The sequence below is a fragment of the Onishia taeanensis genome (genome assembly GCF_013349955.1).
In the GTDB taxonomy this organism is placed as follows: domain Bacteria; phylum Pseudomonadota; class Gammaproteobacteria; order Pseudomonadales; family Halomonadaceae; genus Onishia; species Onishia taeanensis_B.
In genome coordinates, this window is the sequence record NZ_JABVXC010000004.1 from 152,134 (window position 1) to 167,703 (window position 15,570).

Annotated in this window: 15 protein-coding genes; 4 read left to right on the forward strand and 11 right to left on the reverse strand. The window is 60.6% G+C overall.

From position 1 onward, the window contains the following. Positions 1-140 precede the first annotated feature (140 nt). From HUS66_RS07135 to HUS66_RS07145, 3 genes are all read left to right on the forward strand, one after another. The gene (locus HUS66_RS07135) at positions 141-1,343 is read left to right on the forward strand and encodes a quaternary amine ABC transporter ATP-binding protein (RefSeq protein WP_175070224.1); all 1,203 of its coding nucleotides are present in this window, start codon (positions 141-143) and stop codon (positions 1,341-1,343) included. Position 1,344: 1 nt separating this feature from the next. Then, positions 1,345-2,184, forward strand: coding sequence for an ABC transporter permease (locus HUS66_RS07140; RefSeq protein WP_175070225.1), 840 nt, complete (start codon positions 1,345-1,347; stop codon positions 2,182-2,184). 167 nt (positions 2,185-2,351) lie between these two features. Next, on the forward strand, positions 2,352-3,230 hold the full coding sequence (locus tag HUS66_RS07145) for a glycine betaine ABC transporter substrate-binding protein (protein WP_175070226.1): 879 nt from the start codon (positions 2,352-2,354) through the stop codon (positions 3,228-3,230). Positions 3,231-3,353: 123 nt separating this feature from the next. Here the strand turns inward: HUS66_RS07145 and pdxH are convergent, their stop codons facing one another. From pdxH to HUS66_RS07180, 7 genes are all read right to left on the reverse strand, one after another. After that, the gene (pdxH, locus tag HUS66_RS07150) at positions 3,354-3,995 is read right to left on the reverse strand and encodes a pyridoxamine 5'-phosphate oxidase (protein WP_175070227.1); all 642 of its coding nucleotides are present in this window, start codon (positions 3,993-3,995) and stop codon (positions 3,354-3,356) included. A gap of 91 nt (positions 3,996-4,086) precedes the next feature. Then, positions 4,087-4,434, reverse strand: coding sequence for a branched-chain amino acid transporter permease (locus HUS66_RS07155; RefSeq protein ID WP_282848403.1), 348 nt, complete (start codon positions 4,432-4,434; stop codon positions 4,087-4,089). Then, complete coding sequence (locus HUS66_RS07160) at positions 4,431-5,207, reverse strand: AzlC family ABC transporter permease (RefSeq protein ID WP_175070229.1); 777 nt, start codon at positions 5,205-5,207, stop codon at positions 4,431-4,433. Before HUS66_RS07160 ends, HUS66_RS07155 begins: the two co-directional genes overlap by 4 nt. Next, the gene (locus HUS66_RS07165) at positions 5,204-5,602 is read right to left on the reverse strand and encodes a DUF2069 domain-containing protein (RefSeq protein ID WP_340162748.1); all 399 of its coding nucleotides are present in this window, start codon (positions 5,600-5,602) and stop codon (positions 5,204-5,206) included. Before HUS66_RS07165 ends, HUS66_RS07160 begins: the two co-directional genes overlap by 4 nt. 20 nt (positions 5,603-5,622) lie before the next feature. Then, positions 5,623-6,243, reverse strand: coding sequence for an NAD(P)H:quinone oxidoreductase (wrbA, locus tag HUS66_RS07170; RefSeq protein ID WP_175070231.1), 621 nt, complete (start codon positions 6,241-6,243; stop codon positions 5,623-5,625). A 34-nt stretch (positions 6,244-6,277) separates the two neighbouring features. After that, on the reverse strand, positions 6,278-6,625 hold the full coding sequence (locus HUS66_RS07175; protein ID WP_175070232.1) for an arsenate reductase family protein: 348 nt from the start codon (positions 6,623-6,625) through the stop codon (positions 6,278-6,280). A gap of 165 nt (positions 6,626-6,790) precedes the next feature. Further along, positions 6,791-7,237: a gamma-glutamylcyclotransferase family protein gene (locus HUS66_RS07180; protein WP_254628732.1), complete on the reverse strand. Its 447-nt coding sequence runs from the start codon at positions 7,235-7,237 to the stop codon at positions 6,791-6,793. Between the two features lie 80 nt (positions 7,238-7,317). Between HUS66_RS07180 and smrA the strand changes: the two genes are divergently transcribed. After that, on the forward strand, positions 7,318-7,902 hold the full coding sequence (smrA, locus tag HUS66_RS07185) for a DNA endonuclease SmrA (RefSeq protein ID WP_175070233.1): 585 nt from the start codon (positions 7,318-7,320) through the stop codon (positions 7,900-7,902). A gap of 112 nt (positions 7,903-8,014) precedes the next feature. Here smrA and HUS66_RS07190 read toward each other — a convergent pair whose 3' ends face one another. The 4 genes from HUS66_RS07190 to metH form a co-directional block, all read right to left on the reverse strand. Next, the gene (locus HUS66_RS07190) at positions 8,015-8,533 is read right to left on the reverse strand and encodes a DUF934 domain-containing protein (protein ID WP_175070234.1); all 519 of its coding nucleotides are present in this window, start codon (positions 8,531-8,533) and stop codon (positions 8,015-8,017) included. Beyond that, positions 8,526-10,178 (reverse strand): nitrite/sulfite reductase, encoded by a 1,653-nt coding sequence (locus HUS66_RS07195; protein ID WP_175070235.1) that lies wholly within the window; start codon positions 10,176-10,178, stop codon positions 8,526-8,528. Before HUS66_RS07195 ends, HUS66_RS07190 begins: the two co-directional genes overlap by 8 nt. A 170-nt stretch (positions 10,179-10,348) precedes the next feature. Then, positions 10,349-11,668, reverse strand: a complete 1,320-nt coding sequence (locus HUS66_RS07200; protein WP_175070236.1) for an MATE family efflux transporter — start codon at positions 11,666-11,668, stop codon at positions 10,349-10,351. Positions 11,669-11,797: 129 nt separating this feature from the next. Continuing rightward, entirely contained in the window at positions 11,798-15,517 is a 3,720-nt protein-coding gene (gene metH / locus HUS66_RS07205) for a methionine synthase (protein WP_175070237.1), read from the reverse strand. Positions 15,518-15,570 lie beyond the last annotated feature (53 nt).

Here is a 15,570-nt window from a genome sequence, read left to right on the forward strand (position 1 = left end):
TTCTGATTTGAGGGGATATTTATAAGTATGTATGATCCTGCGAGTTCAATCACGACAGTCATGGACCGTGCATAGTCACAAGGGCCCCTAGAGGTGGCCTGCCAGGGCGTGCCGGCATGACATAACAACAGGCAGAGCCGATGAGCGAAACACGACCCGTAAAGATACAGGTGCGCGGCCTCAGTAAGGTCTTTGGCAACCAGCCTAAGAAGGCCCTCGAGCTGCGTGACCAAGGGCAAAAGCGCCCGGAAATCCTGGAGCAGACTGGCCAGACGCTGGGCTTGTCCAACATCGATTTCGATGTCTACGAAGGTGAGCTCCTGGTGATCATGGGGCTTTCTGGCTCGGGTAAATCGACCCTGATCCGCTGCCTCAATCGCCTGATAGATACCACCGAAGGCGAGATCATCATCGATGGTGAGAACATTCCGACGCTCAGCACCAAAGAGCTGCTGGAATGCCGTCGTCGTCACTTTTCCATGGTTTTCCAGAATTTCGCGCTGTTTCCCCACCGCACGGTGCAGCAGAACGCTGAATATGGCCTGGAAATTCGCGGCGTCGACAAGGCCGAGCGCACTGAAACCGCCCGTAATGCATTGAAGCAGGTTGGGCTAGACGGTTGGGAAGATGCGCTGCCTAGCCAATTGTCCGGCGGCATGCAGCAGCGTGTTGGTCTGGCGCGTGCACTGGCTAACGATTCAAGCGTATTGCTCATGGATGAGGCGTTTTCCGCTCTCGATCCGCTGATCCGCAAGGACATGCAGCAGGAGCTGCTTGAGCTTCAGCACCGCATGAAGAAGACCACGGTCTTCATTACCCACGACCTCGATGAAGCCCTTAACATCGGTGATCGCATCATCCTGCTCAAGGACGGTGAGATCGTGCAGATTGGCACGCCGGAACAGATTCTGACTGCGCCAGCCGATGAATACGTCGAGCGCTTCATCGAGGGCGTGGATATGTCACGCATCCTCACCGCTCGCCATGCCATGCGCCCGGTACGCGCTACCGCCCGTGAAGATGACGGTCCGCGTACCGCCCTGCGCAAGATGAGTGAGAACGGTCTGGACTCCATCTACGTCACCAGTCGTGATCGCAAGCTTGTGGGTCTCATCGATGCCGACAGTGCCGACAAGGCCGTCAAGGAAGGCCAGCAGAGCATCCAAAGCCTGATCCATCAGAACTTCCGTAGCGTTGCCCCAGACGAGCCACTGCATAACCTCTTTGCCATGTTCAGTGACAAGAGCTTCCCCATCGCGGTGGTTGATGAGGAACGTCGCCTACTCGGCGTAGTGGTCAAGGGTGCGGTGCTGGCCGAACTGGCAGAAGCAGGAGACAACTGAGATGGCGATTGAGATTCCCCGTATCGAATTGGGTGACTGGATCGAATCCGGTCTAAATTACCTGACAACTAACTATTCTGGCGTTACCCGCGGCATTTCCGCGGTCACCCAGACAGGCATCAACGGTCTCAACGACCTGTTGATGTGGATCCCCGAGTGGGGCCTGATGGGGTTGATCGCGCTGCTGTGCTGGCGCGCAGCGGGTATCCGTCTGGGTATCGGCGCCATCTTGGGTCTTGCCCTGATTTGGAATCTGGATCTGTGGGACCCGATGATCGAGTCGCTAACTCTGGTGGTTATTGCTACCTTGGTAGCAGTGGTGATCGCGATTCCCGTGGGTATTGCCGCCGCTCTTTCTGAGCGTCTCTACCGCGTGATCATGCCAGTGCTGGATTTCATGCAGACCATGCCGGCCTTCGTGTATCTGATTCCGGCGATTCCGTTCTTCGGCATCGGCTCTGTGTCGGCGATCTTTGCCACAGTGATTTTCTCGATGCCGCCGGCGATTCGCTTCACCACCCTGGGTATCCGTCAGGTTCCTAAGGATTTGATTGAAGCGGCTGATGCCTTCGGCTCCACGCCGTCGCAAAAGCTCTTCAAGGTTCAGTTGCCGCTGTCCTTGCCGACCGTGATGGCCGGTATCAACCAGACCATCATGCTGGCGCTGTCGATGGTGGTGATCGCGGCCATGATCGGTGCCGATGGCTTGGGTAACGAGGTATGGCGTGCCATCCAGCGCCTGCGTCCCGGCGATGGCTTTGAAGCGGGGATCGCGGTCGTGATTCTCGCCATGCTGCTGGATCGTTTGACCCAGTCTTTCCGTAAAACACGCAAGTCGTGACGTATTGCGTGATCCATCACACCTGTCGGTATTGAGGTGTGATGGGCTGCATGATGCGAAGTCATATGCATCATGAGGACGTTCAGGCTCAGCTCAGGTCTTTGTTGACTATCGGGGTGTGATCCTGGTGTCCTGCTCAACACCAATAAGCAATAGAGAGGTGAAGGATGTTCGATATCAAGACTCTGTCACGCGGTGTGCGCCTTGGCGCCATGATGATGGCGGCTGGCACGGCCGTCGCAGCTGGTCAGGTGCAGGCCCAAGAGAAGGGTACCGTAACCCTCGCCTACGTCGAGTGGGCCTCCGAAGTCGCTTCCACCAACGTGGTGCGTGCCGTGTTGGAAGACCAAGGCTATGACGTTGAAATGTCATCGCTCTCAGCGGCTGCCATGTGGCAGGCCCTGTCCTATGGTGACGCGGATGCGATCGTTGCGGCTTGGCTGCCCACGACTCATGCAGACTATTTCGATCGCGTCAAAGACAACGTCGAAGACCTGGGTACCAACCTGGATGGCACCAAGCTTGGGCTAGTGGTACCGGCCTATAGCGACATGGACACCATCACTGATATTGATAAGAACTCAGACGCCATTGATGGCCAGATCGTCGGTATCGATCCGGGTGCTGGCCTGATGAGTCTGACCGAAGACGTGATCGACGAGTACGATCTCGATGCCGATCTGCGCAGCGGTAGTGGCGCGACCATGACGGCGGCATTGGCTAGCGCCATCCAGAACAAGGAAGAGATCGTCGTCACCAGCTGGACGCCGCACTGGATGTTCGCTCGCTGGGATCTCAAGTATCTCGAGGATCCGAAGGGTGTTTACGGCGGTGCCGAGCAGATTCACACCATCGCTCGTAAGGGCCTGAAAGACGATATGCCGGAGGCCTATGCTGTCCTCGATAATTTCCAGTGGACCCCTGAGCAGATGGGCGAAGTCATGCTCATGAACCAGGAAGAAGGTAGCGATCCCTACGAGAATGCCAAGCAGTGGGTCGACGACAACCAGGATGTGGTTCAGCAGTGGCTGCCTGACGCCGAGTAACCTTGGCGAGCTTGCAGCACTGATAGCACAGCGCCCGGCCAGTTTGGCCGGGCGCTGTCATTTCTGACCGATATTTGCTCTGCGGGTGGTTGAAGGGCGAACGGAAGTCTAAGGCCGGCGGTCTCAGGGCGCCAGGCGCACCTTGAACCATTCTCCTTCGCGCGCTTGGTAGCGGATGCGATCATGCAACCGGCTGGGCTGGCCCTGCCAGAATTCGATCATCTCTGGCACAAGGCGATACCCCCCCCAGTGTGCGGGGCGATGGATATCCTGGCCGTCGTAAGCCTGTTCGAACCGCGCCTGGCGATCCTCGATCCACTGGCGATCGGGAATTTCCACGCTTTGAGTCGCCACCCAAGCCCCGAGTTGGCTCTCACGCGGTCGGCTGGCGAAGTACTGATCGGATTCAGACTCCGAGACCTGCTCTACCCGGCCTTCGACGCGAATCTGCCGGCTGAGCGACGGCCACCAAAAAACCAGTGCCGCATGGGGGACGGTAGCAAGCTCGCTGCCCTTGTGGCTCTGGTAATTGGTATAGAAAACCATGCCACGCGCGTCATAACCCTTGAGCAGGACGATACGCGCATGGGGGCGTCCCAGGCTATCGACGGTGGCAAGCGACATGGCGTTGCCGTCGTCTCCCTCGCTATCGAGTGCCAGGGTCAGCCATTCATCGAAGAGTGGCTCAGGTGTCTCGGGCGTATTCTCTTCATTGAGACTGCCGCCCTCGTAGTCGCGCCGGATATCGGCAATGTTCCTTGTCATGGCAATCTTTCCCTCTGCATTTTCTTTATCTTCGCTGTTGCAAGGCGAAGGCTCAACCGTTGTTTGTGCACGCCTCACCAACGCATGATCGTCAGCCCACCCACTGAACCAGACTCATGTAGGTTCCTGTGCCGGCTAGAATCGATAGCAGGGCATTTCGACGCCAAAGCTGCATGCCAGCCACGATCAGCCCGGCCAGTATCATCGGCCAGCCATTAGCGGATAGGTTGGCGGTTCCCGCCGACAGGGGACGCCAGTCACGCATTGCGTAAATGACCAGAATCAGCATCACCGCTGGCGGCAGGTAGCGCCCCAGGTGGATGACCAGCGGATGCTCTGCCTGACGAGAGAAGGCGATGAAGGGCAGGGCCCGGGTCAAGAAAGTCGCTAGGGCGCATACGGCGATAAAGCCGAGCAAAGGCAAGGAATTCTGGGTCACGATGTCTCTCGCTGCTGTTGTTTTGCGATGCATCGTTTTGCCATGCATCGTTTTGCCGTGCGTTGCTTTGCTGATCCGAGCCGGTACTGAAGTAATAGGATCAGGCTGGCGGCACCGATGGCGCCCAGCAGCATATGACGCTCGGGCAGCAATGCCAGGGCGCCCAGCGCGGTAAAGGTGGCGACGATGAAAGGTAGCCACCGGCGCAGTCTTCGCGCCTGTTCGATGGTCAGTACGATGAACAAGGCGGTCAGTACGAACTCGATTCCGGTGGTGTCGAAAGCCAGTTGGCTGCCAATCAGCACCCCCGCGAGGCTACCTAGCACCCACCATAGCTGATTCAGCGCACTGAGCCGGAAGGCCTGGGCGTGGTCCTGCCCGGCATGGCCTTCCTGCGAGGTCAGCAGCGAATAGGTTTCGTCGGTGAGCGAGAAGACCAGGTAGGGTTTGCGCCATCCGGCGCCGGCGAAGGCGCGCAACAGCGACAGCCCATAGAAGAGGTGGCGAGAGTTGAGCATCAGGGTGGCGACTGCCACTTCCATCAGGCCAGCCTGATTGGCGAGCAGCGCCACCGCAAGGAATTGGCCGGCGCCGGCATAGATGAGGATCGACATGGCCATCGCTGCCCACCAGGGGATGCCGACGTCGACTGCCAGGATGCCGAAGGCCGCTCCCAGCGGTAGATAACCGAACATGACCGGTAGCGTGGCCACTGCCGCCGCGCGCCAGTTGGCGAGGTGGCTGGTGGTGTCAGCCTTGGATAATGGCGTCATTTCTGCTGTGGGTGGCCAGATGATTGATGGCGCAGTTGGCGGCTACGAAAGCGTGCATAGCCCAGGCTGGCAACGAATAGTGCCAGCGACGCCATCGCAACCAGCAGGCCAAACGCCGTCTGGCCGGGCAGGGTGGCGAACATTACGCCCTGCATGAAATACAGCAGGCTGACGAAGCACAGCCAGGCGTGGCCACGGGCGCGCTTGACCAGGATCGACGGCAGGAACAGCAACAGCGGTATCACTCTCACCAGCCAGGGGCCCCAGCCATCGGTTTGTACATCATGCATGATCAGCCCACCGTAGCTGAGCAAGACGAGCAGAGCCAGATAGCTGGTGATGACCAGTCGGCGACTCTTGTCGACCATGGTGTCGAGCCCTTGTTGATCTTCCATGCGTTCCAACCGTTGTCTCATCAGGTGCTCTCACGCATGGGGGCAAGCGCCAGAGCCAGGCGGGCGAGACGCTTCCCTTGTGCCATGCAAAGATTTCGCTCGTGCTCATCGAGAGAGCGATTGCTGCGCTGTCCGGCCAGATGGCTGGCCCCGTAGGGGGTGCCGCCAGTGGTGGTGGTGAAAAGCTCGGTCTCGCTGTAGGGCAAGCCCGAGAGCACCATGCCGTGATGCAACAGGGGCACCAGCATGGTCATCAGCGTGGTTTCCTGGCCTCCGTGCAGGCTGGCGGTAGAGGTAAAAGCGCTGGCCGGCTTGTCGATCAAAGCGCCATTCATCCATAGCTCGCTGCTGCCATCCAGGAAGTGCTTGAGCGGAGCCGCCATATTGCCGAAGCGCGTCGGGCTCCCGATGGCCAGGCCCGCACAGTGTCTCAGGTCATCGAGGCTGGCATAGACGGCACCTTCGGCGGGAATGTCAGGGTCCACCGCCTCGCAGGTCGCAGAAACCGGCGGCACGGTGCGTAGCCTAGCGGCGATGCCAGATTCCGACTCGACACCGGCGGCCATGGCTTCAGCCATGGCTTTGGTGGCGCCTTGTCGGGAATAGAACAGAATCAGCACATAAGGCGTGGTGATGCTCATCTAGGCTCCAGGTATCAATGATTGGAAGAGCGAATCATGCGGCGTCGATCAGCGACAGTACCGCTTCCGGCGGCCGACCGATGATGGCGTGGTCGCCCCGGTCGGCAATCGGGCGCTGCATCAGCTTCGGTGAGGCTACGATGGCGGCAATGACGGCCTGGCGGTCGTCGATATCGATATCCTGAGCCTTCCACTCAGCTTCGTTGGTCCTGACGAGATCCTTGAGGTTACCCTCGAGGCGGTCGAGCAGCGCAGCGAGCTGCTCGGCATCCAGTGGCACATCCAGATAGCGATGCACATGCAGCTCGATACCGGTTTCCTCGAGCAGCGCCAGCGCCTGACGGGATTTGGAGCAACGGGGATTATGGTAGAGGGTGATCACGTCGTCAGGGTCCTTGTACGGGGGTGCGCAAGTGATGGCAGATATTGTAGGCGGCCCCCAAGGCACCCACAACCGTGCAGCTTGTGTGGTCTTCCACTCTTTATTTTATACCGTTATCTTTACTCGATTAGAATAAAATTGCAGTGTCGGGCTCAGTGGGAAAAACTAGAGGCGTCGATACACCCAGGCGCTGACCCCGTTATCAAGTTGAACGCGCACCCGCTTATAGCGATAGCCCAGGCGTTCATAACGATCCAGGTCGGCCAACTCATCAGCATCTACATGCAGTACCATGCCATCGACCCGCTGGTCTGGGGCTTCTACCAGATCCAGTTCTCGCTGGTGAAAGCCGGACAGACTGGCCGCCTCGGGGCTGCCCGTGCGCCCGTAAACTAGCCAGCGAACGGGAGCGTAGGTCAAGGTGCCGTAGACGAACACCTGATATTCGCCGCTGGGTATCGCGGGAAGGTCGGCGGGACGATCATAGCCGAATGGGCTCAACAGCACCCACCATAGATAGGCGGCGACGACCAGCATGGTGCCAAGCGAGGCGCCGATGGCGTATCTAAGGATGCGCATGAAAGTGGCCTTGGTAGTGGATTTTGAGGTCATTGGGGGTTCGCGCGCTCATCCTGGCATGGCATGCTTCTGGAACGCCAGTCAGCACACCGTCGCGCCGGGAGGCTATCACCATGAATATGATGGATCGCGAATTTCGCCGTCAGATGGGAGATGTGCTCCCGCTTGCCAAGGGCAAGGATCGAGCCGATGTGAGTCGGAGGCCCAAGGGACCTAACGAGGCACAGCAGGCGCGACGTCTGGCGGCACAGCAGGCAGAGGACCAGGGCAACTTCCTATCGGATGATTTTGTGGAAGTGGTCGGCTCCCATGATCCCCTCGAATATCGTCGTGACGGCATCCAGCTCGGGGTGGTCGAGCGCCTGCGTCATGGAGGCTATCCGCCCGAGGCCCACCTGCATCTGCAACGCCGGCCGCTTACCGAGTGTCGCCGCGAACTGTTCGGCTTTATCCGAGACGCCCATGCCCATGGGCTGCGATCGCTGATGATAGTGCATGGTCGGGGGCGAGAGGATGACAGCCCCGCCAACGTGTTGCGCTCGTATCTGGCCAAGTGGTTGGCTCAGTTCGAGGAAGTGCAGGCCTATGCCTCGGCCCCGGCATCGCAGGGTGGGCTAGGCGCAACCTTGATCATGCTGAAAAAGTCCGAACGAGCACGGGCTAACAATCGCGAACGTCAGCAAAAGCGTCGCGGCTGAGGATGCGCGCGCCCGTAGTATTGTGTGGCTGAAACGCAGTGAGAAACGACAAACGCCAAGGGCCCGGCTATGCCGGGCCCTTGGTGGTTCATAGCCGTCGATCAGAGGCGGCTCAGGAGTGATTGCCTTCCCGCAGACGACGCTCGAAGAGGGCCTCCTGGGTATCGACGCCAGGCTGATAGCTGACGCTGAAGGCACCCAGCGCACGCTGAGCATCTTCAAGAAGCTGGTCATCGCGCAGCGCCAGGGCATCGAAACCACAGCGGCTCATGTAATAGAGCTGATCGACCAGTACATCGCCAATGGCGCGAATCTCACCTTGGTAGTCGAAGCGTTCGCGCAACATCCGCGCGAGAGTGTAACCACGGCCGTCGGTGAAGGCCGGGAAGTCGATGGCAATGCGCGGTGCAGCGGCAAGCTCCTTGGCGAGTTCGTTATCGAGCGCAGTATCGCTAGGCAGCCAAGGCGCCAGGCCATTGTCTTCTTTGGCATCGAGCCATAGTGCCAGTGGCACGATGGCCGGCCTTTGCTCGGGCAGGGCTTCGGTATCGCGAGAAAGCGCCCAGGTGTCGGTTTCCGGTTGACCCTTTTTGAGCAGCGTACGGGCCACTGTCGGCTGTTGATCAGGCATAGACCCGCTCCTTGAAAGGTTTGATCCCGATGCGGCGATAGGTGTCGAGGAAGCGTTCGTCATCGTGGCGCGACTCGACGTAGACCTTGAGCACCTTGTCGATCACATCGGGGACGTCTTCGCGATAGAACGACGGACCGAGGATCTTGCCCAGGGAGGCGTCATCGGTCGAGTTGCCGCCCAGTGAGACCTGGTAGTATTCCTCGCCTTTCTTGTCGACGCCCAGAATGCCGATGTGGCCCACATGGTGGTGGCCGCAGGCGTTCATGCACCCGGAGATGTTGAGATCCAGCGGCCCCAGGTCATAGAGGAAATCCAGGTCCTCGAAACGCTCTTGCAGGGCCTGAGCGATGGGGATCGATACGGCATTGGCCAGGCCGCAGAAGTCGCCACCTGGGCAGCAGATGATATCGTTGAGGGTGCCCACGGTGGGGTTGGCCATGCCCAAGTCGTCGAGAGCTTGCCAGAGGGCTTCCAACTGATCCACGGGGACGTCGGAAAGCACCAGGTTCTGCTCATGGGTCACGCGAACCTCGCCGAAGCTGAAGCGCTCGGCAAGGTCGGCCACAGCCTCCATCTGATCCGAGGTGACGTCGCCTGGGGCCAGCTCGCGACGCTTGAGTGACAGGGTGACGGCCTTGTAGCCGGCCACCTTGTGATCGGTGACGTTATTGGTCACGAAGCGGGCAAGCGCGCGGTCGTCCTGACGCTTTTGCTCATAGGCGGCGATGGCTGCTTCGCTGACCGGACGGCGCTCGGGTTCCGGGAAGTGGGTTTTGGCGGCTTCCACGGCAGCGGGTGTCAGAGTCTGGGGGCCATCCTTGAGATGTTCCCACTCGGCGTCGACCCGCCGGCGGAATTCCTCGATGCCCAGCGCCTTGACCAGAATCTTGATGCGGGCCTTGAACTTGTTGTCGCGGCGCCCGAACTGGTTATACACGCGCACGCAGGCTTCGAGGTAGGTAAGCAGGTGCTTCCAGGGCAAGTCGTCGCGTACCACGTCGCCGATCATCGGCGTTCGGCCCAGGCCGCCACCGGCCAGCACCCGGACGCGCACTTCGCCCTCGGCGTCGCGCCACAGGCGCAGCCCGATGTCGTGGACCTGGATGGCTGCACGATCGGCGGCGGCGCCGGTCACCGCGATCTTGAACTTGCGCGGCAGGAAGGCGAATTCGGGGTGTAGTGTTGACCACTGGCGAATCAGCTCACACCAGGGGCGCGGGTCCTCGACTTCATCGGCGGCGATGCCGGCGAACTGATCGCTGGTGGTGTTACGAATGCAGTTGCCGCTGGTCTGGATGGCATGCATCTGCACCTCGGCCAATTCGCCAAGGATATCCGGCACCGTCTCGATGGCCGGCCAGTTGAGCTGCAGGTTCTGACGGGTACTGAAGTGACCGTATCCCCGATCGTAACGCCGGGCAATCGAGGCCAGACGGCGTAGTTGATCGCTCGACAGCATGCCGTAGGGGATCGCAATACGCAGCATCGGCGCGTATTTCTGGATATAGAGACCGTTCTGCAGGCGCAGTGGGCGGAATTCTTCTTCGCCCAGGCGGCCATCAAGGTAGCGGTTCATCTGGTCACGGAACTGGGTGACCCGCTCATCGACGAGGGTCTGGTCGTAGTTGTCGTACCGATACATTCAGTCGTGTCCTGCTGGTCAGGGCGTGATGAAGGAGTGATGCCGTTTATGAGCGACGATACTCCTAACCTTATATTCTATGAAAGAATAAATGTTCATAGATTTTAATCAAAGAGTTATTAGGGCCGATCCATCTCGACGTCAGGAGGTCGAGTGTGATCGGAGAAAGCCTAGATGGCCAGTCGTTGCCAGTGGCCTCGCTGCCAAATGACGGCAAAGCCCAGCGAATTCAAGCAACGGTAGCCGAGCTGCACCCACCAGATGCCCAGCAGGCCATGCCCCAGCGCTACCCCGACCCACCAGGCCAGAGGCAGGAAGATCAGCCATTGGGTCGCCAGGGTCATGGCCATCACGGTGCGATTGGCGCCCGCACCGAGCAAGGCTTGGCCCAGCACCAGCGCGCAGACATCCAGGACCATCATCAGCGCGGTCAGCTGTAAAGGCAGGTGCCCGAGGGCTACCAGAGCAGGGTCATGCAGGAAGATACCAAGCACGATATCGGGGAATATCAGCATCGGCAAAGCCAGTAGAGTCAGGCCAACCCAGGCGATGCGAACCACGTCCCAGCCCCAGCGGTGCGCCTCCTGGTTCGATTGCTGGCCCATTGCCTGTCCGACCAGGCTCATCGCCGCCACCCCGAGGCCGACACCTGGCAGAATCAGCAGCAGTGACAGATTCACCAGCACATGCCCCACCGCTACGCTTGCGGTGTTCAACTGGCCAAGGATCCAGAACAACACGGCGTAGCCGGCGGCGAACCACAGTTGTTGAAAGGAGTGCGGTGCAGCCAGTCGCAGCGTCGTCAGCAGGGTAGTGATATTGAACCTGCCGCCGATGGGGCCGGCGTGACGACAGGTATATGCCGCCCACAGGATCAGCCCGAACAGCAAGGATAGGCTGGTACCCGCACCGGCACCGGCGGCACCTAGTGTTGGCAGGCCTGCATAGCCAAAAATCAGCCCAATGCTCGTCAGCACATTCACAACATGCATGATCAGGATGATGCGCAGATAGATGCCGGTCTGCTGAACGCCATTCCAGTAGCCCCTGAAGCAGAAGATCATAGCGATCGGAACCAGTGAGACCACTCGCCAGCGGAAGTACTCGACGGCCTGGGCGTGAACGCCGGTGTCAGGATTGATCAGGCCGATCAATGTCGGCGCCTGCCACAGACATAGCGCCGTCAGCGGCAAGGCCAGCGACAGGGCAATGGCCAGGCCGGCATGCAGGGCATCGGTGCGTTTATGCCAGTCCTGCTCACCGTGGCGCCTGGCGGTCTGTGCCTGAACGCCCGAGGACAACCCGAATACCAGGGCGGTGATCATGAACATCGCATAGCCGCCGATGCCGACGCCTGCCAGCGCCGTTTCGCCCAGCGAACCGACCAGGGCGGCATCGATCAGGTTGAGCAGACTTTGCGATAGCATGCCGGCAATGATCGGCAGGGCAAGCTTGAGAATGGTATTTCGTCGTGAGGATTCGGGCAGCATGCCGCCTTCCAGTCAAGTGATGGAGCCCGCCCTGAGGGCAGACTCCGACGTGCAGCGTAGAAGCGTCGATAGCATCTGAATCCTAGCTAGCTAAGGGCTCGGTGGCTCAGGGCAGCTTCAACACCGATATCAGCTCGGGTCGTAGGAAAGCACCGGGGACAGCCAGCGCTCCATCTCTCCAAGCGGCATGTTCTTGCGGCGGGCCAGCGACTCGACCTGGTCGCGGGTGATCTTGCCGGTGGAGAAATACTTCGACTGCGGATGGGCGAAGTACCAGCCGGAGACCGCTGCGGCCGGCCACATGGCGAAGTTTTCGGTCAGCGCCAGGCCGCTGTTTTGCTCGGCGTCGAGCAACCTGAACAGAGTCGTCTTCTCGGTGTGATCGGGACAGGCCGGATAGCCGGGCGCCGGGCGAATGCCCTGATATTTCTCGGCAATCAGTGACTCGTTATCGAGCGACTCTTCGGGCACATAGCCCCAGAATTCCTTGCGGACACGCTCATGCATGCGCTCGGCGAAAGCTTCGGCGAGACGGTCGGTCAGGGCCTGCACCATGATGGCGTTGTAGTCGTCGCCGGCCGCCTCGTAGCGTTTGCTCAGCTCGTCAACGCCATGCCCGGTGGTCACCGCGAAACCGCCGATCCAGTCGGGAATGCCACTTTCCTCACCCTTGGCGTCATAGCGAGGCGCAATGAAATCGGCCAGGCTATAGCAGATGCCATCGCGGTTCTTGGTGGTCTGCTGGCGGATGTGGTGTAGGCGCTCGATGACCGCGCTACGCGACTCGTCGGCGTAGACCTCGATCACGTCATCCTCGACGCTGTTGGCCGGCCAGATGCCGATGACGCCACGGGCGGTGATATGGCCCTCGTCGAGTAGCTTGGCGAGCATCTCCTTGGCATCCTTGAACAGGCTGCGGGCGGCCTCGCCAACCACCTTGTCATCGAGGATCTTCGGATACTTGCCGGCCAGCTGCCAACTCATGAAGAAGGGCGTCCAGTCGATGCGCTCGACCAGTTCTTCGAGGTCGTAGTCGTCGAACACCTTGAGCCCGGTGAAGTTCGGCGCCGCAGGCGGCTGGGCGGCCCAGTCGGTCTTGAAGCGGCGCTTGCGGGCCTGCTCGTAGCTCAGGTCGGCGGCCTTGGGGCGGCGCTTGGCGTTACGTTCCCGCACGGTCTGGTACTCGGCGCGCAACTCGGCCGTGTAGGCCGGCTTGAGCTCCGGCGACAGCAGCCTAGATGCCACGCCGACCGCTCGGGAGGCATCGGTGACGTAGACCACCGGATGCTCGTACTGTGGCTCGATCTTGACCGCGGTATGGGCCTTGGAGGTGGTGGCACCGCCAATCAACAACGGAATATCGAAGCCCTGGCGCTGCATTTCCTTGGCCACGTGGACCATTTCGTCGAGCGAGGGTGTGATCAGTCCGGACAGGCCGATGATGTCGGCGTTCTCGTCGCGGGCGGTCTGCAGGATTTTCTCGGCCGGCACCATCACGCCCAGATCGATGACCTCGTAGTTGTTGCACTGCAGGACCACGCCGACGATGTTCTTGCCGATGTCGTGGACATCGCCCTTGACCGTGGCCATGACGATCTTGCCCTTGGCCTGGGTCTCGCCGCTCTTCTCGGCTTCGATATAGGGAATCAGGTAGGCGACCGCCTGCTTCATCACCCGGGCCGACTTGACCACCTGGGGCAGAAACATCTTGCCGGCGCCGAACAGGTCGCCGACCACGTTCATGCCGTCCATCAGCGGGCCTTCGATGACCTCGATGGGGCGGGTGGCGCGCTGGCGGGCCAGTTCGGTGTCGTCCTCGATATAGGCGGTGATGCCCTTGACCAGCGCATGCTCGATGCGCTTTTCAACCTCCCAGCTGCGCCACTCGAGATCTTCCTTCTTGGCGGCACCGCTGCCGTCGCCTTTGAACTTATCGGCGATATCGAGCAGACGCTCGGTGGAATCGTCACGGCGGTTGTTGACCACGTCCTCGACCGCCTCGCGAAGCTCTGCCGGCAGGTCGTCGTAGACCGCCAGCTGACCGGCGTTGACGATGCCCATGCTGAGGCCGGCGCGAATGGCGTGATAGAGGAACACCGAGTGGATGGCCTCGCGCACCGGGTTATTGCCACGAAACGAGAAGGAAACGTTGGACACGCCGCCGGAGACCAGCGCGTGGGGCAGATGCTCGCGGATCCACTGAGTGGCCTGGATAAAGTCCACGCCGTAGTTGTTGTGCTCTTCGATGCCGGTGGCGATGGCGAAGATGTTGGGGTCGAAGATGATGTCTTCCGGCGGGAAGCCGATCTCGTCGACCAGCAAGCGATAGGCGCGCTCGCAGATCTCGGTCTTGCGAGCGAAAGTATCCGCCTGGCCCTGCTCGTCGAAGGCCATCACCACCACCGCGGCGCCGTAGCGCATGCAGCGGGTCGCCTGCTCCCGGAAGGCGTCCTCGCCTTCTTTCATGGAGATGGAGTTGACCACCGCCTTGCCCTGCACACACTTGAGGCCGGCCTCGATGATCTCCCATTTCGAGGAGTCGATCATGATCGGTACGCGCGAGATGTCGGGCTCGCCAGCGATCAGGTTGAGAAAGCGCACCATGGCTTCCTCGGACTCGAGCATGCCCTCGTCCATGTTGATGTCGATGATCTGGGCGCCGTTCTCGACCTGTTCCAGGGCGACCTCGAGGGCGGTGGTGTAGTCCTCTTCCTTGATCAGACGCTTGAAGCGCGCCGAGCCGGTGACGTTGGTCCGCTCGCCGACATTGACGAACAGCGAGTCGGCGCTGATGTTGAAAGGCTCGAGGCCCGACAGCCGGCAAGCGATCGGTCGATCCGGCACCTGGCGCGGCGCCATGTCCTTTACGGCATCGGCGATGGCCTTGATATGCTCGGGGGTGCTGCCGCAGCAGCCGCCAATGATGTTGACCAAACCGCTGCTCGCGAACTCGGCGACGATGGCCGCCATCTCTTCGGGGGTCTGGTCGTACTCGCCGAATTCATTGGGCAGGCCGGCGTTGGGGTGTGCCGAGACCAAGGTGTCGGCCTTGTTCGAGAGCTCTTCCAGATAAGGGCGCAGCTCCTCGGCCCCCAGCGCGCAGTTGAGGCCCACGGAGAACGGCTGGGCATGACGCACCGAGTTCCAGAATGCTTCGGTGGTTTGGCCGGACAGGGTGCGACCCGAAGCATCGGTAATGGTGCCGGAAATCATCACCGGCAGGCGTGTGCCAAGTGACTCGAATAGCTCCTCGAGGGCGTAGATCGCCGCCTTGGCATTGAGGGTGTCGAAGATGGTCTCGATCAGGATCAGGTCGGCGCCGCCCTGGATCAGCGCCTCGGCGGCCTCGTAGTAGTTCTCGCGCAGCTCATCGAAGGTGACATTGCGCTTGGCCGGGTCGTTGACGTCCGGTGATAACGAAGCCGTGCGCGAGGTGGGGCCGAGGACGCCGGCCACATAGCGTGGGATAGCGGTCTCGGCGCCAACCGCATCACAGACCTCGCGGGCGAGGCGTGCCGATTCACGGTTGAGCTCAGGCACCAGCGCTTCCATACCGTAGTCGGCCTGAGACAGTCGAGTGCTGTTGAAGGTGTTGGACTCGATGATTTCGGCGCCCGCTTCCAGATAGTCGCGGTGAATGCGCGTCACCAGGTCCGGGCAGGTCAGCGCCAGCATGTCGTTGTTGCCTTTCAGGTCCGACGGCCAGTCGGCGAACCGCTCGCCGCGAAAGTCGGCTTCATCGAGTCCAGCATTCTGCAGCATGGTGCCCATGCCGCCATCGAGGATCAGAATGCGGGAAGCAAGGCGTTCGGCGAGGGTGGCAGTGACGGGGGTCGGGGTAGCGGCCATGATTCGGGGCGGTCTCCAGCGTGAGTCGCTTCTTCTACTGTGTCGAGCGGGTC

Bases quoted from the DNA above. Each gene is read 5' to 3' on its own strand.
- HUS66_RS07135 (WP_175070224.1), top strand. From the start codon at position 141: ATGAGCGAAACACGACCCGTAAAGATACAGGTGCGCGGCCTCAGTAAG.
- HUS66_RS07140 (WP_175070225.1), top strand. From the start codon at position 1,345: ATGGCGATTGAGATTCCCCGTATCGAATTGGGTGACTGGATCGAATCC.
- HUS66_RS07145 (WP_175070226.1), top strand. From the start codon at position 2,352: ATGTTCGATATCAAGACTCTGTCACGCGGTGTGCGCCTTGGCGCCATG.
- pdxH (WP_175070227.1), bottom strand. From the start codon at position 3,995: ATGACAAGGAACATTGCCGATATCCGGCGCGACTACGAGGGCGGCAGT.
- HUS66_RS07160 (WP_175070229.1), bottom strand. From the start codon at position 5,207: ATGACGCCATTATCCAAGGCTGACACCACCAGCCACCTCGCCAACTGG.
- HUS66_RS07165 (WP_340162748.1), bottom strand. From the start codon at position 5,602: ATGGAAGATCAACAAGGGCTCGACACCATGGTCGACAAGAGTCGCCGA.
- wrbA (WP_175070231.1), bottom strand. From the start codon at position 6,243: ATGAGCATCACCACGCCTTATGTGCTGATTCTGTTCTATTCCCGACAA.
- HUS66_RS07180 (WP_254628732.1), bottom strand. From the start codon at position 7,237: ATGACCTCAAAATCCACTACCAAGGCCACTTTCATGCGCATCCTTAGA.
- smrA (WP_175070233.1), top strand. From the start codon at position 7,318: ATGAATATGATGGATCGCGAATTTCGCCGTCAGATGGGAGATGTGCTC.
- HUS66_RS07190 (WP_175070234.1), bottom strand. From the start codon at position 8,533: ATGCCTGATCAACAGCCGACAGTGGCCCGTACGCTGCTCAAAAAGGGT.
- HUS66_RS07195 (WP_175070235.1), bottom strand. From the start codon at position 10,178: ATGTATCGGTACGACAACTACGACCAGACCCTCGTCGATGAGCGGGTC.
- HUS66_RS07200 (WP_175070236.1), bottom strand. From the start codon at position 11,668: ATGCTGCCCGAATCCTCACGACGAAATACCATTCTCAAGCTTGCCCTG.
- metH (WP_175070237.1), bottom strand. From the start codon at position 15,517: ATGGCCGCTACCCCGACCCCCGTCACTGCCACCCTCGCCGAACGCCTT.